The organism is Pseudomonas sp. P129 (assembly GCF_020312195.1).
GTDB lineage: Bacteria > Pseudomonadota > Gammaproteobacteria > Pseudomonadales > Pseudomonadaceae > Aquipseudomonas > Aquipseudomonas fragariae.
Map to the genome: position 1 here is coordinate 1,126,212 of NZ_JAGPYS010000001.1, position 20,667 is coordinate 1,146,878.

Consider the following 20,667-nt stretch of genomic DNA (forward strand, 5'->3'; position numbering starts at 1 on the left):
TTCACCCGAACCGATAGATATCCATCCCGAGCGCGCCCATGGTGAAGCCCTGATGGGCAATGCCGAAGCCACCGCCAGCGCCGCGCGCAAAATACAGCGGCAGCAGGTGCTCGTCACTGGGGTGCGCACGGGCTGCGTGAGGAGCAAGGCTGCGGTAGTGGTGCAGTGCGGCTTCGTCGTCGTTTTGCAGCTTATCGATCATCCAGTCACGAAACGCGGCAGCCCAAGGCTCGATGCTGTCGGGTCCGGCGTTCCAGTCAAGGTCACGCAGGTTATGCGTGATGCTGCCTGAACCGATGATCAGTACACCCTGTTCACGCAAGCTGGCCAGTGCCCGGCCCACGCGGGTCTGCAGTTCAGGTCCTTGGCGGCTGGGCAGTGAAACCTGCACCACCGGAATGTCGGCGTTCGGGTACATCAGCGACAACGGCACCCAGACGCCGTGGTCGAAGGGACGTCTGCTGTCGATGCGTGCAGGCAGGTCGCTGACGGCAAGCAGATCAATCACCGTGCGCGTCAGTTCCGGCAGCCCTTGCGCCGGGTACTGCACTGCAAACAGTTCGGGCGGAAAGCCGCCGAAGTCATGCCATGTCTCGGGTTGTGGGTTGCCGTTGACGATCAGTTCATGGCTTTCCCAATGGGCAGAGACCATCACGATGGCGCGAGGCCGGGGCAGGCTGGCAGCCAGTCGCTTCAAGGCAGGGCCGCTTTCACCGGGCTCCAGCGCCAGCATGGGGGAGCCATGGGAAATAAACAGGCTGGGGAACATTTAAAGCTCCAGAATAGAGAGATGACTCATAGTCGGTCATTTTTATGATCTAAATCTAATATAAGTTCTGGCGCTTTTTTATCGAATTTTCAGGAGGTTTTCATGAAGACGGATTTTTGGCTGCAGCGCTGGAGTGCCGGGCAGATCGGCTTTCATCAGTCCGAGGTCAATCAGGACCTGCAGCAATATTGGTCCTCGTTGAGGGTTGCGCCAGGGGCGCGGGTTCTGGTGCCGTTGTGTGGCAAGAGCCAGGACATGAGCTGGCTGAGGGGGCAGGGGTATCACGTGGTGGGCGCCGAGCTTTCCGAGGCAGCGGTGGGGAGCTATTTCACCGAGCGTGGTGAGCAGCCGAAGATTACGTCGCAGGGCGACTTCAAGGTCTACGCAGCGCCCGGTATCGAAATCTGGTGCGGTGATTTCTTCGCGCTGACTGTGCGCGATATCGGTCATTGCGCGGCGTTTTACGACCGCGCCGCTATGATCGCCTTGCCAGCGGATATGCGCGAACGCTATGTGCGGCAGCTTGAAGCGCTGATGCCGCAAGCGTGTAGCGGTTTACTGATCACCCTGGAATACGATCAGACCCTGCTCGAAGGCCCGCCATTCTCCGTGCCGCACACATGGCTGCAGAGCGTCATGTCGGGAAACTGGGAGGTAACGAAGGTAGGCAGGCAGGATACGCTGCACAGCAGTCCCAAGGCGTTGAAGGCCGGGTTGGAGCGTATGGATGAGCATGTTTATGTGTTGGAGCGTCAATCGCGCTGAGTTGGTCCTGAATCTCTCTGAATCGCAGAACCGTTTGACGCCCTGCGTCACGAACTGCATTCCCACGCGGAGCGTAAGGAACGAGAGGTGTCCGGAAGAACACCTCTCATTGCCATGCGCGGGGCTGAGGCTATCGCGTTCGTGGTTCAACCGCGGCGGCGCAGGGCCTCGATGCGTTGCTCCAGCGGCGGGTGGCTCATGAACAGGCCGGCGAGGCCTTTCTTGAGACCGGCGTTGATACCGAAGGCGGTCAGACTGTCGGGCATGTTCACCGGGACGCCCTGTTCGGAACGCAGGCGTTGCAGCGCGCCGATCATTGCACCCGTACCCGCCAGTCGTGCACCGGCATCGTCAGCGCGGAATTCGCGTTTGCGCGAGAACCACATGACGATGGCGCTGGCCAGAAAGCCCAGTACCAGCTCGGCGAAGATCGTCGTGATGTAGTAGGCGATGCCCTGACCGTTTTCAGTCTTGAAGATCACCTTGTCGACGAAGTTGCCGATGATGCGGGCGAAGAACATCACGAAGGTGTTCACCACACCCTGCACCAGCGCCAGCGTCACCATGTCGCCGTTGGCAACGTGGCCGATCTCGTGCGCCAGGACGGCTTTCACCTCATCCGGCGAAAAGCGCTCGAGCAGGCCCTGGCTGACCGCAACCAGTGCATCGTTCTTGTTCCAGCCCGTAGCGAACGCGTTGGCTTCGTACGCCGGGAAAATACCGACTTCCGGCATCTTGATGCCCGCGTCGCGGGACAGTTGTTCGACGGTCTGCAGCAACCATTGCTCATGGCGAGTGCGAGGCTGGCTGATGATCTGAGTACCGGTGCTCATCTTCGCCATCCACTTGGAGATGAACAGCGAGAACAGCGAGCCCGCGAAGCCGAACACAGCGCAGAAGACCAGCAGCTGATTGAGGTTCAGATCAACCCCGTTGGCCGCCATGAACCCATTGAAGCCAAAAAGGCTCAGGGTGATGCTGGCAATCAGCACGACCGCAAGGTTAGTGGCCAAAAACAGCAAAATGCGCATCATGGTCGAAACGTTCTCCTCAGGTAAATATGTAACTCGATGCCGGGTATATAAGGTGATGCTTGCTGCTATTCAACAGAGGGACTATTTCAAACTGTGTCCTCTTGTCGCAATCAATGGTAATCCTGCAAGGCTGAACGGCGCCTGAGCCAGAGTGGTCGATGCCTGAAGCGTTTGGGGCAGGGCGTCCATGATGTTTCGGGCGCACAGAAATAAACTGCCCCGAGCGGGTCGGGGCAGAGAGATCGGGCTAGAGCGCTGTGGCTGTTTACTGCCGATAACCCTTGAGGAAGTTACCGATGCGGCCAATGGCCTGCTCCAGTTCATCGACGCGGGGCAGGGTCACGACGCGGAAGTGGTCGGGGTATGGCCAATTGAACGCTGTACCCTGAACCACCAGCAGTTTTTCGGAAAGCAGCAGGTCGAGGACGAACTTCTCGTCGTTGAGGATCGGGCAGACTTTCGGGTCAATGCGCGGGAACGCATACAGCGCGCCCATCGGCTTCACGCAGCTGACACCGGGAATGTCGTTGAGCAGCTCCCAAGTGCGGTTGCGCTGTTCCAGCAGACGGCCGGGGGGAAGAATCAGGTCATTGATGCTCTGGTAGCCGCCCAGCGCGGTCTGGATGGCGTGCTGGCTCGGTACGTTGGCACACAGGCGCATGTTGGCCAGAATGTCGATGCCTTCGATGTAGCTCTGCGCGTTGTGTTTCGGCCCGGAAATGGCGATCCAGCCGGAGCGGAAGCCTGCGACCCGATACGACTTGGACAGGCCGTTGAAGGTCAGGCACAGCAGGTCCGGCGCCAGCGAGGCGGTGCAGATGTGTACCGCGTCGTCATAGAGGATCTTGTCGTAGATTTCGTCGGAGAACACCACCAGATTATGCTGGCGAGCCAGCTCCAGCATGCCCAGCAGTACTTCGCGCGAATACACCGTACCTGTCGGGTTGTTCGGGTTGATGATGACCATCGCTTTGGTGTTCGGGGTGATCTTGGCCTTGATGTCTTCAAGATCAGGCCACCAGTTGGCCTGCTCGTCGCACAGGTAATGCACCGGGCTGCCACCGGACAACGCGACAGCAGCGGTCCACAGCGGGTAGTCGGGGGCCGGAACCAGCACTTCGTCGCCATTGTTGAGCAGCGCCTGCATCGACATCACGATCAGCTCGGACACGCCGTTGCCCAGGTAGATGTCTTCGATGCCGACGCCTTCGACCTGCTTCTGCTGGTAATACTGCATCACCGCCTTGCGGGCGCTGAACAGGCCCTTGGAGTCGCTGTAGCCCTGCGCAGTCGGCAAGTTGCGGATCACGTCCTGCAGAATTTCGTCCGGCGCCTCGAAACCAAACGGTGCCGGGTTGCCGATGTTCAGCTTGAGGATGCGGTGTCCTTCCTCTTCCAGGCGTTTGGCGTGCTTGAGCACCGGCCCGCGAATGTCATAGCAGACGTTTGCGAGCTTGTTCGATTTGTTGAACTGCATGGTGATGATCCCGAAAATGGACGAGCTGTCGCCGGCTTGCAATGAAGGTCGCTACATTCGCCATGAAAATGGGTTTGTGTACGACAAACGCGGGTGCCAGACTGACGTCTGACCTGGCGCAATGATACGTGCCACCTGATCTGCGGAAAAGGTACAGATCAGGGTTTTTCGAATTCGGAGGTGTACCTGTGGACAAGTTGCAGAAAACGCTGGAAGAGTGGAAGCAGATGCTCGACCCGGAGCAGTACAACGTCTGCCGTCTGAAAGGCACCGAGCGGCCGTTTTCCGGCAAGTACGACAAGGTCAAGACAGACGGCATTTATCGCTGTATCTGCTGCGAGGAGCCACTGTTCGATTCCACCACCAAGTTCGATTCAGGCTGCGGCTGGCCCAGCTTCTATGCGCCACTCGAGAACAGTGCAGTGATCGAGGTTCGCGATATGAGCCACGGCATGATTCGTACCGAAGTGGTTTGCGCCAAATGTGATGCGCACCTGGGGCATGTGTTCCCGGATGGACCGCCACCCACCGGCCTGCGTTATTGCATCAATTCGGTCTGCCTGGATCTGGTGCCGCGCGCCTAAGCGCTGCGCAGATTCAGCCAACGCCCTGTCCCAATTCCAGTATCGAGGCCTCCTTTGATGAGTGAAAACCTGCTGAGCATCCCGGTCACGACGATCAAGGGCGAACAGAAAACCCTCGCCGATTTCTCCGGCAAGGCGCTGCTGGTGGTTAACACCGCCAGCAAGTGTGGCTTTACCCCTCAATACAAGGGCCTGGAAAAGCTCTGGCAGGACTATAGGGATCAGGGCTTGGTGGTGCTGGGTTTCCCCTGCAACCAGTTCGGCAAGCAGGAGCCAGGCGACGAGGGGGCGATTTCCGGCTTTTGCGAGCTGAACTATGGCGTCAGCTTCCCGTTGTTCAAGAAGATCGATGTGAACGGCGAGCAGGCCCATCCGCTGTTCGTGCAGCTCAAGCAGCAGGCGCCGGGGTTGTTGGGCACGGAGCGCATCAAGTGGAATTTCACCAAGTTCCTGATTGGCCAGGACGGTCGGCTGGTCAAGCGTTTTGCGCCATTGACCAAGCCTGAGGAACTGACGGGCGAGATCGAGGCGCTGCTGCGCTGAGTCTTCAGTCGATGCCGGTAATGGGTATCCACTGATCGAGAATGCTGACCAGTTCGGCACGCCGGAACGGCTTGGCCAGATAGTCATTCATGCCCGCCGCCTTGCAGCGCTCGCGCTCATCGGGCATGGCGTTGGCGGTAAGGGCAACGATCGGCAGGTTCGGCCAGCGGCCGCTGCTGCGGATCTGGCGGCTGGCTTCATAGCCGTCCATGACCGGCATGTTGCAGTCCATCAATACCAGATCGAAATGGCCTTGCTCCAGCTGTTCCAGGGCTTCGCCGCCATGGCTGCTGATGATCACTTCGCAACCCAGTTTGCCGAGGATGCCCTTGGCGACCAGTTGATTGACCGGATTGTCCTCGACCAATAACACCCGCGCCAGACGTGGCGCCGTATGTTCGAGCGCCTGTGTGTCCTTGAGCCCCGTTTCTTCCTGACCCAGTATGCGCCGCAGCGTGTGGTAAAGCGCGTTGCGCGCCAGTGGCCGGGCCTGCTGTTGCAGCGGGGCCAGGGCGGCAACCTGTTCGCCGGGCATGAAGTTGCCATAGGCGGTCACCAGCAGGATCGGCACGGGTGTGGTGGGGCGAATCGTAAACAGGCATTCGGGACAGTCGGTGATGACCAGATCGGAACTGCCGTCGAGGTCCACTGCTTGTGCGCGATCGTCGATGCTGCGTCGCTTGAGGTCGACCCCCCAGAACGGCAGCAGACTGCCCAGCAGCTCCACCAGTCCGCTGCCTGCCGAGCTGACCACCGTCACCCGGCCCTTGAGCGGCGTCTGAGTAACCGCAGGCACGTGGACCGGCAGCGGCAGCTCGGCGCAGAACTGGCTGCCGAAACCGGACTGCGACTGGATGCTCAACGTGCCATTCATGGCCTCGCAGAGGTTGTTGGTCAGCGCCAGGCCCAGTCCGGTGCCGCCGTACTGGCGGGTGATGGCCGTCTCAGCCTGGGTGAACGGCTGGAAGATTCGGGTCTGGGCGTCCTGCGCAATGCCGATGCCGGTGTCGCGGACTTCGATGCGCACCCGGTGTTCACCGGAGCTGGCGTCCCGATGGTGAGTCAGACGCACATCGACGCGCCCGAAACGGGTGAACTTGAGGGCGTTGGACAGCAGGTTGCTGACGATCTGACGCACCCTGGTCGGATCGCCGGTGACCATGGCCGGGAAGTCCGGCGCGATCAGGCAGGTCAGCTCCACGCTGGGCGCTGCGTTCTGCGACAGCAGATTGGCGGTGTCCTCGATCAACATCCCAAGGTCGAAAGGAATGCGCTCGATCTCCAGGTGACCGGCATCGAACTTGGACATGTCGAGAATATCGTTGAGCAGCTCGACCAGCACCTTGCCTGAGTCGTGGGCGATCATTAGCTGCTGGCGTTGTTCGGCACCCAGCGGACTGTCCAGCGACAGCGCCAGCATGCCCAGCAGACCGTTGAGCGGTGTACGAATCTCATGGCTCATGTGCGCCAGAAATGCCGAGCGCGCATGGGCCATGTCCAGCGCCGTGCTGCGTGCTATCTGCAGTTCCTCGTTGGATTCGCGCAGGCGCAGGTTGCTGGCCTTGAGCTCGTTGGTGCGCGCCGAGACGATGTTTTCCAGTTCATTGAGGTGGTCGGTCAGCCGGTCCTCGGCCGCGCGTCGCCTGGAAAACTCGCTGCTCATGGTTTCAAACTGACGGTTGAACGTCTCGACCAGCACGCCGATTTCATCCTGGGCATGGTAGGGCGGGCAGGTTATTTTGCCCTGGTCAGGGTTGCGCGGATCGCGACTGCTCAGTTCGCGGATTACCCTCACCAGCGGCTTGGTCAGGGTCGCGTAAAACAGAATGGTCAGAATCCCGGCCAGCGCCAGGCTGCGCACAAAGCCGTTGAGCAGGGTGATTTCGGCGCGCTGCAGAAAGTGGCTGCCGAACGCGAAGGTGTCCACGGTCAGGTACAGTGTGCCGATGGTTTCATTGGGCAGGTGATTGAGGTGCAGCTTTTCCTGAAACTGCCGGCTTTCGCCGAACAGCCAGTCGCTGAACACCCGATAACGCCCGGTGGCCATGGGGCGCTCGACGCTGGAGAGCACGGCGTCGTTGTTATCGGTAAGCCTGGCGCTGACCACGGCAGGCGAGCGCAGCAGGCCGAGCGTGAGTTCCTGGGCCAGCTCCGAGTCGATGTTATAAGCGATGCGCGACGCCGGGTTCTGGATGATTTCCAGCAGTGACTTGATTTCACGATTGATGGAAGCGTCTTCGCTGGCATAATCGATCGCAATCTGGAACAGGCTCAGCAGGGTCCCCAGCACGAAGCCGATCGATACAGCCAGGCGCGCCTGCTTGAACGACAGCCTGTTTTTGAGCGATATATCCATGAGTACTGCCACTTCTGGTGCCCGGTGCCGGCCAAGCATAGCCGATCGGCACTGCTGACTAATCAGTTAAATATAAGGAGATCCCGTGGATTCTCGGTTGGATGCTTTTCTGCAGCGTGCCGACGCCGTGCTGGCCCGGCTGGAGCCGTTGCTGCCAGCGCTGCGCGAGCCGGTCGACTGGTCGCAGGCACTGGCCGCGCGCTGGGTGCAAGAAGGCCGCAGCGGTTACCTGATGCCGTTGCAAGTAAGCCTGGATACACGCCTGACCGATCTGATCGGCGTCGACTTGCAGCGCGATCAGTTGGGGCGCAATACCCGCCAGTTCATCGACGGGCTGCCTGCCAACCACGCTTTGCTCTGGGGTTCGCGCGGCACCGGCAAGTCATCCTTGATCCGCGCGCTGCTGGCCGAGTACGCCCCGGCCGGGCTGCGTCTGATCGAGATCGAACGCGATCACCTGGGCGACTTGCCGCGTGTGGTCGAACAACTGCACAAGCTGCCGCAGCGTTTCGTGCTGTTCTGCGATGACCTGTCGTTCGAGTCGGGCGAGGGTGATTATCGCGTCCTGAAGAGTGTACTCGACGGCTCGCTGGAGCAGGCGCCAGACAACGTGCTGCTGTACGCGACCTCCAATCGTCGTCACCTGGTGCCCGAGAAGGAAAGTGACAACGTTGACTGGAAGCACGTTGACGGTGAACTGCACCCCAGTGAGGCCGTCGAAGACAAAATCGCCTTGTCTGACCGGTTCGGGCTATGGCTGTCGTTCTATCCGTTCACTCAGGAACATTATCTGAACGTGGTCGAGCACTGGATCACGCAATTGGCGCAAAAAGCCGGATTGCAGTGGCAGCGCGACGAAAACCTGGAAAAAGCCGCGATTCGCTGGGCAACCGCGCGCGGCAATCGCAATGGCCGCTGCGCCTATCAATTTGCACGTTACTGGGTAGGACTTGAATTGTTGGAGCAACACACATGATTGATTTGCAAAACACCGGCGCGGGCCTGGACGGCTATGGTTTGCTGGCCGCACAACTGGAAGCACTATTGGCCGACGAGCGCGATTTCATCGCCAATGCGGCGCAGTTTTCGGCGTTTCTCTACACCCAGCTCGATGATCTGAACTGGGCGGGCTTTTACCTCAATCGCAACGAAGAACTGGTGCTGGGGCCGTTTCAAGGGCAGATCGCCTGCGTACGCATTCCTTTCGGCCGGGGCGTTTGCGGGGCGGCGGCGCAGAGCCGACAAACCCAGCGTGTGCAGGACGTTCACGAGTTTCCCGGGCACATTGCCTGCGACAGCGCATCGAACAGCGAGTTGGTGGTGCCATTGATCAAGGAGGGACGTCTGATCGGTGTGCTGGACCTGGACAGTCCGAGTGTGGGGCGTTTCAACGAAGAGGATCAGGCAGGGATCGAGCGTCTTGCGGCGATCTTTCTGGCATCGACCGACTGCTGAGCCGGTCGGCCTGCCGCTGCCCGGAGCACAAGCCCGGCAGCGGCGGGGCAGTCATCAATCGTAGATGACTTTCTTCTTCCATTCCGATTCGGTGTCGTCCTGCTTGAGGCCTTCGGTCAGTGCGTTGTCGTCGTCTTCGGTCGGCGCGGTGTTGGTCAGCACTACGGAGTTGGCACGGGCCAGTTGTTTTTCCATCGCCAGCAGTTGCTGTTGATAAGTGACCGGGTCCGGCTGGTTGCGCAAATACTGTACGCCGCGCTCGAATGCCAGACGTGCCTGACCTGGCTGATCCTGAGAAAGTGCAGTCTGGCCAAGGTTGTTGAAGAATTCGATGTGCAGGTTGACCAGGATCGTGCGGATTTCACGGATCCAGTGTTTCGCTTCGCTGGTCTGCAGAAAGCCGTCATGTGCAGCACGCGTCACCTGACCATGCAGGGCTTCCAGCAGAAAACGCACGTCCTTGGCCTTGGCTTCGGTCTGGATCGGTGTGACCGGGTTGGGTATGTCGATGCCTTCGCCCTTGGCAATCTGCTCTTCCAGTTCGCCAATACGGTGCTTGAGCTGAGCGTTGCCTTTCTCCATGTTCAGCATGCGCTGCACGACGTTCAGCTCCAGCCGCGCGAGCAACAGCTTCAAGGCGGGGGACATCAGCTGGCCCGGGAACACTTCGGTGATCTCGCTGCAGCGACGCAGGCGATCGCCCAGTTCGACCTTGGTGCGAGCCTTCTCCAGTTTGCCGTTTTCAGCGACGTGATTCAGGTAGCCGATCGCGATGAGCAGTGCGATACCTGCTACTACCATCAGCGTGATCATGAGTGGAGTCACTGTGCAAACCTCATTCGTTCAATTAGTTTTAGTGCGAGTGTAGTGGCTAAGCACTACTGCGCATAGATGTCCCTCTCGGAGTTTGTCGGCATCTCTTCTATATAGATGAGGGGAGATTGATCAGCCGCGCGCCTGGCGACAGTCGGTCAGCGTCCGAACGGCATCGAAGTTATTGATTTCAATAAATTTTCACATGGGGGTTGACGACCCCTCAATCCATCCATAGAATGCGCGCCACTTACAGCGTAAAGCACACAGCGTAGCGCCAATAAGTAGTGAATGTTGTACGTGTGTCCCCTTCGTCTAGTGGCCTAGGACACCGCCCTTTCACGGCGGTAACAGGGGTTCGAGTCCCCTAGGGGACGCCATTGCGGGAATAGCTCAGTTGGTAGAGCACGACCTTGCCAAGGTCGGGGTCGCGAGTTCGAGTCTCGTTTCCCGCTCCAATTTTAAGCAGCTTTGCCTTTGGGCAGGGTTGAGTGAAACCAGAACACGTCTTCGGATGATGTCTGGAACTGAAACACACACCATTGTGTTTCAGGCAGTGTCCCCTTCGTCTAGTGGCCTAGGACACCGCCCTTTCACGGCGGTAACAGGGGTTCGAGTCCCCTAGGGGACGCCATATTGCGGGAATAGCTCAGTTGGTAGAGCACGACCTTGCCAAGGTCGGGGTCGCGAGTTCGAGTCTCGTTTCCCGCTCCAAATTCACAAAAACGCCGCTCAACAGAGCGGCGTTTTTGTTTGTGCGTTTTAAGCCAGATATTTTAACGTCACGGGTTTTTAACGTTATATAAAGGAACGCCGCTCTATTAAGAGCGGCGTTTTTTCGTTTCAGGCTCAAGGCATCTGCGGCAATTCATTTGGCCGCATGTCGAACACCAACACCTCTGCGTCAACCCCTGCGCTCAGGCTCAGAATCTGTTCGTCGCGAACACGCACGCCATCCCCTTCGCCCAGTTGCTCGCCATTGAGCACCACACTGCCACGGGCAACGTGCACGTAGGCATAGCGGTTGGCTGCCAGCTCCAGGGTGGCGGTTTCATCGCCATCGAACAGGCCGGCATACACGCGAGCGTCCTGGCGCACTTTGAGCGCACCGTTCTCGCCTTCCGGCGAAATGATCAACTGCAAGCGACCGCGTTTCTGCTCGGGGCTGAAATGCTTTTCCTGGTAGTTGGGCGTCGCGCCTGCAACATTCGGCACGATCCAGATCTGCAGAAAATGCACGCCCTCGGTGTGCGAGTGGTTGAACTCGCTGTGCGCTACACCGGTGCCGGCGCTCATCAACTGCACGTCGCCAGGGCGAATCACCGAGCCGGTGCCCAGCGTATCCTTGTGTTCCAGCGCGCCTTCCAGCACGTAGGAAAAGATCTCCATGTCCCGGTGAGGATGCTGGCCGAAGCCTTTGCCTGCACTGACACGGTCATCGTTGATCACCAGCAGGTCGGAAAAGCCCTGTTCCTGCGGGTTGCGATAGCCGGCAAAGGAAAAGGTGTGAAAGGATTTCAACCAGCCATGATCGGCTGCACCACGATCGGAGGCTTTGCGAAGAGTCAGCATGATTCTTTCTCCATCTATCGACGCTGCACATTCAGCAGTCGATCACGTAGGACGAAGAGTACGGCTTATCGACTGTCGCAATAAGTAGCTGAAATATGAATGACTGTCTCTCTGAGGTTGACAGTGTTCAATGCTGCGTTACGCTCTGTCGAACGCCATTAGCGCTTGATCAGGTCGCAACACATGAACCCTTTTGAAGACATGCGCATGTTCTGCCAGGTAATGGAGTCCGGCAGCCTGACCGCTGCGTCCGACAAGCTGGGCCTGTCCAAGCAGTTTGTCAGTCGTCGCCTGATGCAACTGGAGGAGCGTCTGGGCGTACGCCTGCTCAACCGCTCGACGCGACGTCTGGATGTCACGCCGTTGGGGCAGAGTTACTACGAATCGGCCCTGCGTCTGCTCGCCGAGCTTGAGCAGGTGGAACAGGGCATCACCGGACAGAACAACGAACCGCGCGGCACCCTGCGCGTGAGTGCGCCGCTGTCGTTTGCCGTTACGCACCTGGCGTGCCTGCTGCCGCTGTTTTTGCAGCGCTATCGCGAGGTGGCGGTGGAAGTGGACCTGAGTGATCGTCCGGTGGATGTGATCAGCGAAGGCTACGACGTGGTGCTGCGTATCGGGGTGCTGGAAGACTCCAGTCTGATCGCCCGGCGCATTGCTTCTATCGACCGGGTGTACTGCGCCAGCCCGGCGTACCTGGCCGAGCGTGGCACACCACAAAAGCCCGATGACCTGCACACCCATGATTGCCTGCCCTATGGCCACAGCCGTCAGGCGCAGTGGCGTTTTCAAGGGCAGGACAAGCCGTTGACCCTCAATGTCAGCGGGCGTATGCGCGCCAATAATGGCGAGCTGCTGAGGGAATCAGCCATTGCCGGGCTGGGCATCACCTATTTGCCGACTTTCATTGTCGGCGCGGCGTTGCGCGAGGGCAGCCTGGTCCGGGTGCTGGATGACCTGCGTCCCGAGCCATTGACGCTGTCCGCGGTTTATCCGCAACACCGACAGGCGTCGCGACCGGTGCAGGCATTCATCGAGTTCCTGCGCGAGCGTCTGGAATCAGGTCTCGAACTGAATGATCGGCAAGCTTGAAGCAGGCTGGCGGCCGATTCATTGATGATTAATTTGCATCTTAGGCTAGAACAAAAATGAATTTAGCTAATTTTTGTTCGGGTGTTAGGGTCGTTGCCGATCATTTCGATTTGCCCAATGCCTGTGGAGAACCTACCTGTGCCAACGACCCTCGTCCGCTGGAGCCAACGCTTGCTGAAGGGGCTGGCGCTGAGCCTTGTGGCCTCGCTCAATACCCAGGCGGCCAATCTGATCGTCGGCGATCAGAGTTACAGCGCCCGCACCGTGATGGAAGCCGCCGGGGTGCTCAAGGATCTGCCTTACGAACTGGAATGGAAGCAGTTCACCGCAGGCTCGCCGGTCGCCGAGGCCTTGAACGTCGGCAGCCTGGATATTGGCTTGCTGGGTGATTCGCCTGCGCTGTTCATGGGCGCGCTGGGGGCTCCGATCAAGGTCATCGGTGTGTCGCGACAGAACCTCGACGGCGTTGCCATCGTTGTGCGTAAGGACTCGCCAATCAAGACCGTGGCGGATCTGGCGGGCAAGAAGGTCGCCATCTGGAAAGGTTCGTTCAGCCAGCAACTGGTGCTCACTGCACTGGACAAGGCCGGTATCGCCCGCGATGCCGTTGACTATCGCTACCTCAGCGCACTGGATTCCTCCCACGCGCTGGACGGCGGTTCGGTGGATGCGATTGCTACCTGGGAACCCTACGTCACTCAACAGGAACGGCAGGGCGCGCGGATTATCGCGACTGCCGAGGGCTTGATTCCGGCGCAAAGCTTCATCGTCGCCAACGATCAGGCGATCAAGGACAAGCGTGCACAGATCAGCGATTTCCTGCAACGCCTGCAGGCCGCTCGCGCCTGGTCGGTCAGCGATCCGCAGCACAATGAACGCTATGCCAACGCGTGGGCCGCGCTGACCAAGGCCGATGCCGAGGTAGCACGCCGCTGGTTCTCCCGCGCCCAGGTGGTGGTCGTGCCGATCACTGCGCAAGTGGTGGCCGGTGCGCAGCAGACCATCGATTTTTTCAACAACGCGGGGCTGACCAAGCGTTATCCTGCCGCCAGCGTGTTTGACGAGTCGTTCAGTGCCGCGCTGGCCGATCAGGCGCAGGCAGTGCGCTGACCGTCTGCCACTGCGCTATCCGGGAGCCATCACCATGAGTTTCACATCATTGCACTGGGGCGCTTACCGTCCACAGGTCGAGGACGGCAAGCTGACCGGGCTGCTGCCAGCAGAATGGGACAAGGACCCGTCTCCGATCGGCGATTCGGTTGCCGAGGCCATTACCTCACCGACCCGCATCAGGCGCCCGGCGATACGCCGCAGTTTTCTTCAGCAGGCCGGTGGACGGCCGGATCTGCGTGGTCAGGAGCCGTTCATCGAGGTTTCCTGGGAGGTCGCGCTGGATCTGGTCGCCAGCGAGTTGCAGCGAGTCCGACACGAGCATGGCAATCAGGCTATTTTCGGCGGCAGCTATGGCTGGGGCAGCGCGGGGCGTTTTCATCATGCGCAAAGCCAGTTGCATCGCTTCCTTAACTGCATCGGCGGTTATGTGTTCAGCACCGACAGCTACAGTCTGGGTGCCGGACGGGTGCTGATGCCGCACATCGTCGGCAACATGGACTGGTTGCTGGCGGCGCATACCTCCTGGAAAAACCTGGCCGAGCATTGCGAGCTGTTCGTCGCGTTCGGTGGCTTGCCCGCCAAGAATGCGCAGACCAGCCCCGGTGGTGCCAGCGACCATCTGCTGGGCGACGCGCTACAGCGTATGTCCGACGCGGGCGTGCAGTTCGTCAATGTCAGCCCGCTGCGTGACGATCTGGTTGGCCCGACGCATAACCAGTGGCTGGCGGTACGTCCCGGCAGCGACACGGCGTTGATGATGGCGCTGTCCTGGGTATTGATCAGTGAAGGGCTGCACAACGAGGATTTCGTCCAGCGCTATACCGTGGGCTATGCGCGTTTTCGCGATTACCTGCTGGGCCACACCGATGGCCGGCCGAAAGACCCGCACTGGGCCGAGGCGCTGACCGATATTCCTGCACAGCAGATTGTCGAGCTGGCCCGACGCATGGCCAGCAAGCGCACCATGATCAACGTCGCCTATTCATTGCAGCGTTCGCTACATGGCGAGCAACCGTTCTGGATGACCGTGACTCTGGCCGCGCTGTTGGGACAGATCGGTTTGCCCGGTGCCGGTTTCGGTCTGGGGTATGGCTGCATGAACAACACCGGCAGTGGCCGCAAGGCGTTCTCGGGGCCGCGCTTTTCCCAGGGCAGCAACCCGGTCAAGGCGTTCATTCCGGTCGCGCGGGTGACGGACATGTTGCTCAACCCCGGGACGCCCTTCGATTACAACGGGCAGCCACGCAGGTACCCGGACATTCGCCTGGTGTACTGGGCGGGTGGCAATATCTTTCACCACCATCAGGACCTCAACCGGCTGCTGGAGGCGTGGCAGCGGCCGCAAACCATCATCGTCCACGAGCAGTTCTGGACCGCCCAGGCACGCTATGCCGACATCGTGCTTCCGGCCACCACGGCCCTGGAGCGCAATGACATCGGCAGTTCGGCCTCCGACCGTTTCATGATCGCCATGCAGCAGGCCATCGAGCCCGTGGGAGAGGCGCGTGATGACTACTCGATTCTGGCTGCGCTGGCCGAACGGCTGGGGGTGGCACAGGCGTTTACCGAAGGTCGGGATGCGGGGGAATGGCTGCGCTTTATCTATGACGAGTCTCGGCAACGGGCCGAAACGTTTGGCATCACCCTGCCGGAGTTCGAGCAGTTCTGGCGTGACGGTGTACTGGAAATAGACTACCCGCACACCGACAACGTGTTGCTCGAATCCTTTCGTCATGACCCTGACGCGCATCCGTTGCCGACGCCGTCCGGACGCATCGAAATTTTCTCCGAGCGCATCGCAGGCTTTGGCTATGCCGATTGTCCCGGTCACCCGGTGTGGCTGGAAAAGCCTGCGCCGACCCACGCGCTGCACCTGTTGTCCAACCAACCGAAAACCCGTTTGCACAGTCAGTATGATCACGGCAGTTACAGTCGCTCTTCGAAAATTCAGGCGCGCGAGCCGCTGACCCTCAACCCGCTGGATGCTCGCGTCCGTGGACTGGTCGATGGCGATGTGGTCAAGGTGTTCAACGAGCGGGGCGCGTTTCTGGCCGGAGTGATCGTGTCGGACGGTATTCGCCCTGGCGTAGTGCAGATCGCCACCGGGGCCTGGTTCGATCCGCTGGTGCACGGCGAGCGGGGCAGCCTGGAAAAGCACGGTAACCCGAATGTGATCACCGAAGATGCGGGTGCCTCCAGCCTGTCGCAGGGTTGTGCAGCGCAGACGGCATCGGTGGACATCGTCAAATGGGATCAGGACCTGCCGCCGGTGACGGCGTTCGAACCGCCGTCACTGCTCTGACGGGGGATTATTGGTCTGTGCTGCGCGCCGCAAACGCCGCCTTGCCCGCGCTCACCAGCACTGCGTCGTTCTGTGGGGTATGCACCCGGCCGCACAGGACGTTGCGGTAGTGGCGCTGCAACGGGTTGCTGCGTGACAGTCCCGGATTTCCCGAAGCCTCGATGGCCAGTTCCACCGCACGGATGGCATTGCCGGTCACCAGGTATTTGATCTGCCCAGCGTGTTGTGCAGGTGTGTGCCCGTGGGCAGCCGAGTGCAGCAGGCTGCGATTGGCGAACAGCAGGGTATCGATCTGCCCGACGGTTTCCTGAAAGCGCGGCAGGGTCGACAGCGCCGCGCCAAGGTTGGAGGGCGTGCGCTGTTCCAGCCAGTGCACCAGCCAATCGCGGGCGGATTGAGCGATGCCGTCGTAGACCGACGATAGCAGCACCGCCATCCACAGCATGCCCGACCCATCCAGTTCGGATTGCGGAGCGCTCCACGGGCTGACGCTGACCGCGTGATCGAGTGGCACCAGCACGTTGTCGAATCTGACTTCGTGGCTGCTGGTCGCGCGCATGCCCAGATGGTCCCAGTCCTCAATGATGGTGATGCCCGGCGTGTCCTTGTGAACCAGCCAGCTGCCCACCAGCGGGTCATCGTCATCGCTGCGCGCCCACACGGCAAACCAGGTCAGACCCTGGCTGCCGGTGGAGTAGATCTTGCTGCCGCTGATGCGCCAGCCTTGAGCGGTGCGGCGCGCGATGGTGCCTGGCAGGCCGCCGCGCGCGGGCGTTCCCAGATCGGGCTCTACGCGCAGGGCGTTGATCAAGGCGCCCTCACGCACGGCCTGTTCGGCAACCTGCACGCGCAGATGGCTCGGCCAGTTGCGGTTCTCCTGCAGCCTTGAATGCTGCAGGTATTGCATGACCAGAACCAACGCCGTCGACGGCTCTCCCCTGGCCACCGCGCTGATTACCTGTTGAGCACGGGGCAAGTCGGCACCGCCGCCGCCCAGTTCGGTCGGAACGGTCAGGCCAAGCAGGCCGTGAGCGTGCAGCCGCTGGAAGTTGGCATGCGGAAATTGCGCGCTGATGTCGTATTGCTCGGCAGTTTCGGCCAGCGCTGCGGTCAGTTCTGCCAGCCGTTTACTGAAGTCCTCGGCGGACTCGGGCGCGTCATGCAGTTGGCGCGGGGTAGGGCGCAGGGTCGAGAGTGTCATGCGGGGTCCTTTTCGCAGCGTTTATTGAGCGGCGGCCTGCGCGATCTGTGCGCGCGATGCGTTGAAGCTTTTGTCGAAGCCTGTCGAAACGTCGATGCGTTTGCTCAGGATGCCTTCAGCCAGGTAAGTGTCGGCAGTGTTTTGCAGGCCCTGGACAATCTGATCGTCAATCGGCGTGCGCTGCATTTTCGTTGCGTTGGCCACTGCGAGGTGCACCGCCAGGGGCAGGCCGGTGACTTTCGCCTGGGCCGCCGCGTACTCCTCGGGATGGGCGTTGGACCAATTGAAGGCGCGCTCCACACGGGCAACGAAATCGTCCAGTTGCGCGCGCTTGCCTTCGATGGCCTTGCTGGTTGCGGCAAGGTAGAGATGGTTGCTCAGCAGCTCGCTGCCACTGACCAGCACCCGCGCGTCGCTTTGCGTGATGGAAATCGTGGTGTACGGGTCCCAGGTCGCCCAGGCGTCGGCATCGCCACTGTCCAGCAGCAGGCGCGATTCGCTGGGCAGCAGATTGATGAAGGTAACATCACTGGTTTTCAGCCCGGCCTCATGCAAGGCGCGGATCGCCAGATAGTGGCCGATGGAGCCGCGTCCGGTGACGATGCGCTTGCCCTTGAGGTCGGCAACGGTTTTGATCGGCGAGTCTTTCGGCACCAGCACGGCGGTGGTGAAGCGGCCCTGGGCGTGGGTGATGCTGACCACTTTCAATGGCGCACCCGCCCCCAGAGCGAACACATAGGGCGCATCACCCAGCGCACCGATATCCACTGCCTCGGCATTCAGCGCTTCACCCAAAGGCGCGGCCGAAGGGAACTCGGAGAACTTGATTTCGTACGGCACACCCTTGAGTTCGCCGGAGACCTGCAACAGCACTTTGAGCAGTGACTTCTGGTTGGCCACCAGCAACGGTGCCAGCTCAGCGGCCAGAACCTGCTGACCTGCCATGCCGCTCAACAGCGCGCCCAGCAACAGGCTTTTGAAGGGCAGGGGGGATTTGAAAAAAGGCAGCATTTAAGTGTGTCTCCAATAGGGTGATGAATAGTCCTGATGAGCCTTTGACGCTTGTGCCAATACGCCTCACCTTTAGAGTCGGACGCAGCCTTGTGGGAGCGAGCTTGCTCGCGAAGACCCTGTTCCAGACGCAGAAAATGCACTGAATGTAGCGCCCTCTTCGCGAGCAAGCTCGCTCCCACTTGGCGCTTGTGCCAATGCGCTGCGCGGTGTACTCAACGGCATCAAATCACGTAAAACCCATGTGTCCCGTCACGTCCCAGCTGTTCTACGAGGCCAAATTCCCAGTCCAGATACGCCTGCATGGCCTCGCGCGGTGCGTCGGTGCCTTCGTACGGGCGGCGGTAGCGATCGATGCGTGGCGAGGCCAGTCGGCTTTCGCCGTGCTCCAGCGGCAGACCTGCCTTGATCCAGCTGGCGGTGCCGCCTTCGAGCAGGAACACCGGCTTGTCGGTCAACGCTTCGAGGTCGGCTACGGCGAAGCGCGCCAGACGGCTGCTGCCGCAGGTCAAGACATAGCGGTCAGCAGCCGGCAGCTTGTTCAGCGCCTGTTTCAGGTCGGCACGCAAGGTCCACCAGGCGCCGGGAATATGCTGTTTGACATAGTTGGCGCTGGCGGTGAAATCCAGCACCGCCACCTTTACCTGTGTCTGCCACTGGGTGAGAGTCTCGACGCTGATCGCCTCCACCTGCGGCGGCGTCGGGAAGGGCGCGTCCCAGTCGCCCTGTTCGCTGAAGTCGGCCGCATCCAGGTCATCGATCACCGCCACGTCCCAGCCCAACTGTGCCAGCCAGGAGGCCGACATGTTGGCGCGTACGCCGTCGTCGTCCAGCAGAGCGATTCGCGCACCGCGTACGCTGGCGAAATGATCGGTTTCCTGCACCAGTTGCCCGCCCGGTGTAGAGCGCGCGCCGGGCAGGTGGCCTTTGGCAAACTCTTCCGGGGTGCGTACATCGAACAGGTAAGTGGTGCGTGAAGCCTCGGCTTGCCAGCGTTGCAGATCGGCACGGCTGGCACGTTTGACGCTGGCGCGATCGGCCACCTTGCGGGCATCGGCACTGGCGGTTTCGCGGGTCTCTTCACTGACTGCCGCAAAACGCCGGTTCTGGCCATGGTCCAGCGTCTGGCCGGCCAGCAGCCAGCCAATGGTGCCGTTGCGCAGTGCGTTGATCGGGTTGGGCAGACCCGCGTTGACCAGCGACTGGGTGCCGATGATGCTGCGCGTGCGACCGGCACAATTGACGATGATTCGAGTAGTGGGATCCGGTGCCAGCTCACGTGCCCGCAGCACCAGTTCGGCACCCGGCACGCTGATGCCGCCGGGAATGCTCATGGTCTGGTATTCGTCATAGCGCCGGGCATCGAGCACCACCACGTCGGCATTGCTGTCGAGCAGGCGCTTGACCTCTTCTGCGGCCAGCGACGGGGTGGCGCGGTGATGCTCCACCAGCTCGCCAAACGCCTTGCTCGGCACATTCACGTCGATGAACAGCTCGCCGCCAGCCGCGCGCCAGCCCTGCAGGCCGCCGTCGAGCAGTTTCACGTCGCTGTAGCCCAGTGTCTGCAGGCGTTGCAGGGCGATCTGGGCCAAGCCTTCGCCATCGTCGTACAGCGTCACGGCCGTGTCGCGTCGCGGGATGCGGGAGAAAACCTCCAGCTCCAGCTTCGACAACGGGATGTTCACGGCAAACAGCGGATGAGCCTGGGCAAAGGGTGCCTCTTCGCGGACGTCTACCAGGGCCAGCTCCTGACGGTCCAGCAAGGCCTGGCGAATGTCGGCGAATGATCGGGTGGCAGGTGTGGTCATGGGGTGGGGCTCCCTGTTGGCTGATCCTGATGGGCAGTGGCGGCGTTCGAATAGCCGGAGATGAACAGTTTTTCGCTGCCGTCGAGGTCATAGACCGCACGCTTGACGGTGCCGATATCGGCGCCGTAAACGTGGATGCTGATCGACACCTGATCGTTGAAGGCGTTGCTGACCTGATGGACATCGTTGCTGTGCGGTGACAGCGCCTCGACCTGCCCGGGTTGCAGGCGAATCGCCGGGCCGCTGGTTTCCAGGCGCCCTTGCGCGTTGCGACGGTAGCCCTGGGCGTCTTCCGCGCCGCGCAGCATGCCGATCAGCCCCCAGACGCGGTGGTCGTGAATCGGCGTGCGCTGCCCCGGCCCCCAGACGAAACTGACTACCGAAAAGCGCTGCTGCGGATCGGCATGCAGCAGAAATTGCTGATAGCGACTGGCGTCGGGTACGGTGAATTCTTCTGCCAGCCAGTCATCGTGGCTGACCAGCTGCGCCAGCAGCTTGCCGCCGCGACGCAACAGATCGCCTTCGTGCGGCTCGCTGCCAAGCAGTTCGGTGAGGGCATCGATAAACGCCCCGAGTCGTTCCGGGTGTCGGTTCTGAGTCATGTCCATTTCCAGATCAAAGTCGGGGAATGGTTCGATATAAGCATAATATGGATATTTAATATGCTATTTTTTAATGATTAGGTTATAACGAAAACGTCTTTTACTTCTTTGTCGTAATCCGCGAAATCTACGCTCGGGCTATTCATGAGCGCCGGCTGGTACTATGCTTT

At 60.6% G+C, this 20,667-nt stretch carries 18 protein-coding genes and 4 tRNA genes; 12 read left to right on the forward strand and 10 right to left on the reverse strand.

The genetic code is table 11. The annotated features are described in order from the left end of the window. Position 1: 1 nt before the first annotated feature. Positions 2-769, reverse strand: a complete 768-nt coding sequence (locus KBY02_RS04875; RefSeq protein WP_104684447.1) for a DODA-type extradiol aromatic ring-opening family dioxygenase — start codon at positions 767-769, stop codon at positions 2-4. Between the two features lie 102 nt (positions 770-871). Here KBY02_RS04875 and KBY02_RS04880 point away from each other — a divergent pair, with 102 nt between their 5' ends. Next, positions 872-1,534, forward strand: a complete 663-nt coding sequence (locus KBY02_RS04880) for a thiopurine S-methyltransferase (RefSeq protein WP_104684446.1) — start codon at positions 872-874, stop codon at positions 1,532-1,534. Between the two features lie 146 nt (positions 1,535-1,680). On the opposite strand, the gene htpX is transcribed toward KBY02_RS04880, so the two are convergent. Then, positions 1,681-2,568: a protease HtpX gene (gene htpX, locus KBY02_RS04885; protein ID WP_003369784.1), complete on the reverse strand. Its 888-nt coding sequence runs from the start codon at positions 2,566-2,568 to the stop codon at positions 1,681-1,683. A 265-nt stretch (positions 2,569-2,833) separates the two neighbouring features. Then, positions 2,834-4,045: a pyridoxal phosphate-dependent aminotransferase gene (locus tag KBY02_RS04890; protein WP_225649931.1), complete on the reverse strand. Its 1,212-nt coding sequence runs from the start codon at positions 4,043-4,045 to the stop codon at positions 2,834-2,836. Between the two features lie 188 nt (positions 4,046-4,233). On the opposite strand from KBY02_RS04890, the gene msrB reads away from it, so the two are divergent. Both msrB and KBY02_RS04900 read left to right on the forward strand, forming a co-directional pair. Continuing rightward, positions 4,234-4,629: a peptide-methionine (R)-S-oxide reductase MsrB gene (gene msrB, locus KBY02_RS04895; RefSeq protein ID WP_054092567.1), complete on the forward strand. Its 396-nt coding sequence runs from the start codon at positions 4,234-4,236 to the stop codon at positions 4,627-4,629. Between the two features lie 57 nt (positions 4,630-4,686). After that, entirely contained in the window at positions 4,687-5,172 is a 486-nt protein-coding gene (locus KBY02_RS04900; RefSeq protein WP_003418059.1) for a glutathione peroxidase, read from the forward strand. Positions 5,173-5,176: 4 nt separating this feature from the next. Here KBY02_RS04900 and KBY02_RS04905 read toward each other — a convergent pair whose 3' ends face one another. Beyond that, positions 5,177-7,528 (reverse strand): ATP-binding protein, encoded by a 2,352-nt coding sequence (locus KBY02_RS04905; protein ID WP_024638898.1) that lies wholly within the window; start codon positions 7,526-7,528, stop codon positions 5,177-5,179. Positions 7,529-7,613: 85 nt separating this feature from the next. Between KBY02_RS04905 and KBY02_RS04910 the strand changes: the two genes are divergently transcribed. Continuing rightward, positions 7,614-8,504 carry an ATP-binding protein gene (locus KBY02_RS04910; protein WP_011268543.1) on the forward strand — a complete coding sequence of 297 codons (891 nt, stop codon included), beginning with the start codon at positions 7,614-7,616 and terminating at the stop codon, positions 8,502-8,504. Further along, positions 8,501-8,983: a GAF domain-containing protein gene (locus KBY02_RS04915; protein WP_016568678.1), complete on the forward strand. Its 483-nt coding sequence runs from the start codon at positions 8,501-8,503 to the stop codon at positions 8,981-8,983. Before KBY02_RS04910 ends, KBY02_RS04915 begins: the two co-directional genes overlap by 4 nt. A gap of 54 nt (positions 8,984-9,037) precedes the next feature. Here the strand turns inward: KBY02_RS04915 and KBY02_RS04920 are convergent, their stop codons facing one another. After that, a complete protein-coding gene (locus KBY02_RS04920; RefSeq protein WP_011268541.1) occupies positions 9,038-9,796 on the reverse strand; it encodes a hypothetical protein in 759 nt (252 codons plus the stop codon). A 304-nt stretch (positions 9,797-10,100) separates the two neighbouring features. Here KBY02_RS04920 and KBY02_RS04925 point away from each other — a divergent pair. The 4 genes from KBY02_RS04925 (at position 10,101) to KBY02_RS04940 (ending at position 10,510) form a co-directional block, all read left to right on the forward strand. Further along, a tRNA-Glu gene (locus KBY02_RS04925) sits at positions 10,101-10,176 on the forward strand. A gap of 2 nt (positions 10,177-10,178) precedes the next feature. After that, a tRNA-Gly gene (locus KBY02_RS04930) sits at positions 10,179-10,254 on the forward strand. Between the two features lie 100 nt (positions 10,255-10,354). Then, positions 10,355-10,430 (forward strand) — tRNA-Glu (locus tag KBY02_RS04935). A gap of 4 nt (positions 10,431-10,434) precedes the next feature. Further along, a tRNA-Gly gene (locus KBY02_RS04940) sits at positions 10,435-10,510 on the forward strand. A 135-nt stretch (positions 10,511-10,645) separates the two neighbouring features. Here KBY02_RS04940 and KBY02_RS04945 read toward each other — a convergent pair. Further along, positions 10,646-11,368, reverse strand: coding sequence for a pirin family protein (locus tag KBY02_RS04945; RefSeq protein WP_024640857.1), 723 nt, complete (start codon positions 11,366-11,368; stop codon positions 10,646-10,648). Positions 11,369-11,551: 183 nt separating this feature from the next. Between KBY02_RS04945 and KBY02_RS04950 the strand changes: the two genes are divergently transcribed. The 3 genes from KBY02_RS04950 (at position 11,552) to KBY02_RS04960 (ending at position 15,875) form a co-directional block, all read left to right on the forward strand. After that, positions 11,552-12,460 carry a LysR family transcriptional regulator gene (locus tag KBY02_RS04950; RefSeq protein WP_024660905.1) on the forward strand — a complete coding sequence of 303 codons (909 nt, stop codon included), beginning with the start codon at positions 11,552-11,554 and terminating at the stop codon, positions 12,458-12,460. 117 nt (positions 12,461-12,577) lie between these two features. Next, positions 12,578-13,570 carry an ABC transporter substrate-binding protein gene (locus tag KBY02_RS04955; protein ID WP_172452238.1) on the forward strand — a complete coding sequence of 331 codons (993 nt, stop codon included), beginning with the start codon at positions 12,578-12,580 and terminating at the stop codon, positions 13,568-13,570. Between the two features lie 34 nt (positions 13,571-13,604). Continuing rightward, positions 13,605-15,875 carry a molybdopterin guanine dinucleotide-containing S/N-oxide reductase gene (locus tag KBY02_RS04960; protein WP_225649933.1) on the forward strand — a complete coding sequence of 757 codons (2,271 nt, stop codon included), beginning with the start codon at positions 13,605-13,607 and terminating at the stop codon, positions 15,873-15,875. Between the two features lie 7 nt (positions 15,876-15,882). On the opposite strand, the gene KBY02_RS04965 is transcribed toward KBY02_RS04960, so the two are convergent. The 4 genes from KBY02_RS04965 to KBY02_RS04980 form a co-directional block, all read right to left on the reverse strand. After that, positions 15,883-17,076, reverse strand: a complete 1,194-nt coding sequence (locus tag KBY02_RS04965; RefSeq protein ID WP_024652860.1) for an acyl-CoA dehydrogenase family protein — start codon at positions 17,074-17,076, stop codon at positions 15,883-15,885. A 21-nt stretch (positions 17,077-17,097) separates the two neighbouring features. Further along, positions 17,098-18,087 carry an ABC transporter substrate-binding protein gene (locus KBY02_RS04970; RefSeq protein ID WP_024652861.1) on the reverse strand — a complete coding sequence of 330 codons (990 nt, stop codon included), beginning with the start codon at positions 18,085-18,087 and terminating at the stop codon, positions 17,098-17,100. Positions 18,088-18,311: 224 nt separating this feature from the next. Then, positions 18,312-19,895, reverse strand: coding sequence for a rhodanese-related sulfurtransferase (locus KBY02_RS04975; RefSeq protein WP_103714400.1), 1,584 nt, complete (start codon positions 19,893-19,895; stop codon positions 18,312-18,314). Further along, complete coding sequence (locus tag KBY02_RS04980) at positions 19,892-20,497, reverse strand: cysteine dioxygenase (protein WP_024640850.1); 606 nt, start codon at positions 20,495-20,497, stop codon at positions 19,892-19,894. The genes KBY02_RS04975 and KBY02_RS04980 overlap by 4 nt, the downstream gene beginning before the upstream one ends. Positions 20,498-20,667: the final 170 nt, after the last annotated feature.

What these genes read in the sequence shown, in the direction of transcription:
- KBY02_RS04875 (WP_104684447.1), bottom strand. Translation starts at nt 769, where the DNA reads ATGTTCCCCAGCCTGTTTATTTCCCATGGCTCCCCCATGCTGGCGCTG.
- htpX (WP_003369784.1), bottom strand. Translation starts at nt 2,568, where the DNA reads ATGATGCGCATTTTGCTGTTTTTGGCCACTAACCTTGCGGTCGTGCTG.
- KBY02_RS04880 (WP_104684446.1), top strand. Translation starts at nt 872, where the DNA reads ATGAAGACGGATTTTTGGCTGCAGCGCTGGAGTGCCGGGCAGATCGGC.
- KBY02_RS04945 (WP_024640857.1), bottom strand. Translation starts at nt 11,368, where the DNA reads ATGCTGACTCTTCGCAAAGCCTCCGATCGTGGTGCAGCCGATCATGGC.
- KBY02_RS04920 (WP_011268541.1), bottom strand. Translation starts at nt 9,796, where the DNA reads ATGATCACGCTGATGGTAGTAGCAGGTATCGCACTGCTCATCGCGATC.
- KBY02_RS04980 (WP_024640850.1), bottom strand. Translation starts at nt 20,497, where the DNA reads ATGACTCAGAACCGACACCCGGAACGACTCGGGGCGTTTATCGATGCC.
- KBY02_RS04970 (WP_024652861.1), bottom strand. Translation starts at nt 18,087, where the DNA reads ATGCTGCCTTTTTTCAAATCCCCCCTGCCCTTCAAAAGCCTGTTGCTG.
- KBY02_RS04900 (WP_003418059.1), top strand. Translation starts at nt 4,687, where the DNA reads ATGAGTGAAAACCTGCTGAGCATCCCGGTCACGACGATCAAGGGCGAA.
- KBY02_RS04975 (WP_103714400.1), bottom strand. Translation starts at nt 19,895, where the DNA reads ATGACCACACCTGCCACCCGATCATTCGCCGACATTCGCCAGGCCTTG.
- KBY02_RS04915 (WP_016568678.1), top strand. Translation starts at nt 8,501, where the DNA reads ATGATTGATTTGCAAAACACCGGCGCGGGCCTGGACGGCTATGGTTTG.
- KBY02_RS04960 (WP_225649933.1), top strand. Translation starts at nt 13,605, where the DNA reads ATGAGTTTCACATCATTGCACTGGGGCGCTTACCGTCCACAGGTCGAG.
- KBY02_RS04965 (WP_024652860.1), bottom strand. Translation starts at nt 17,076, where the DNA reads ATGACACTCTCGACCCTGCGCCCTACCCCGCGCCAACTGCATGACGCG.
- KBY02_RS04955 (WP_172452238.1), top strand. Translation starts at nt 12,578, where the DNA reads ATGCCTGTGGAGAACCTACCTGTGCCAACGACCCTCGTCCGCTGGAGC.
- KBY02_RS04950 (WP_024660905.1), top strand. Translation starts at nt 11,552, where the DNA reads ATGAACCCTTTTGAAGACATGCGCATGTTCTGCCAGGTAATGGAGTCC.
- KBY02_RS04905 (WP_024638898.1), bottom strand. Translation starts at nt 7,528, where the DNA reads ATGGATATATCGCTCAAAAACAGGCTGTCGTTCAAGCAGGCGCGCCTG.
- KBY02_RS04890 (WP_225649931.1), bottom strand. Translation starts at nt 4,045, where the DNA reads ATGCAGTTCAACAAATCGAACAAGCTCGCAAACGTCTGCTATGACATT.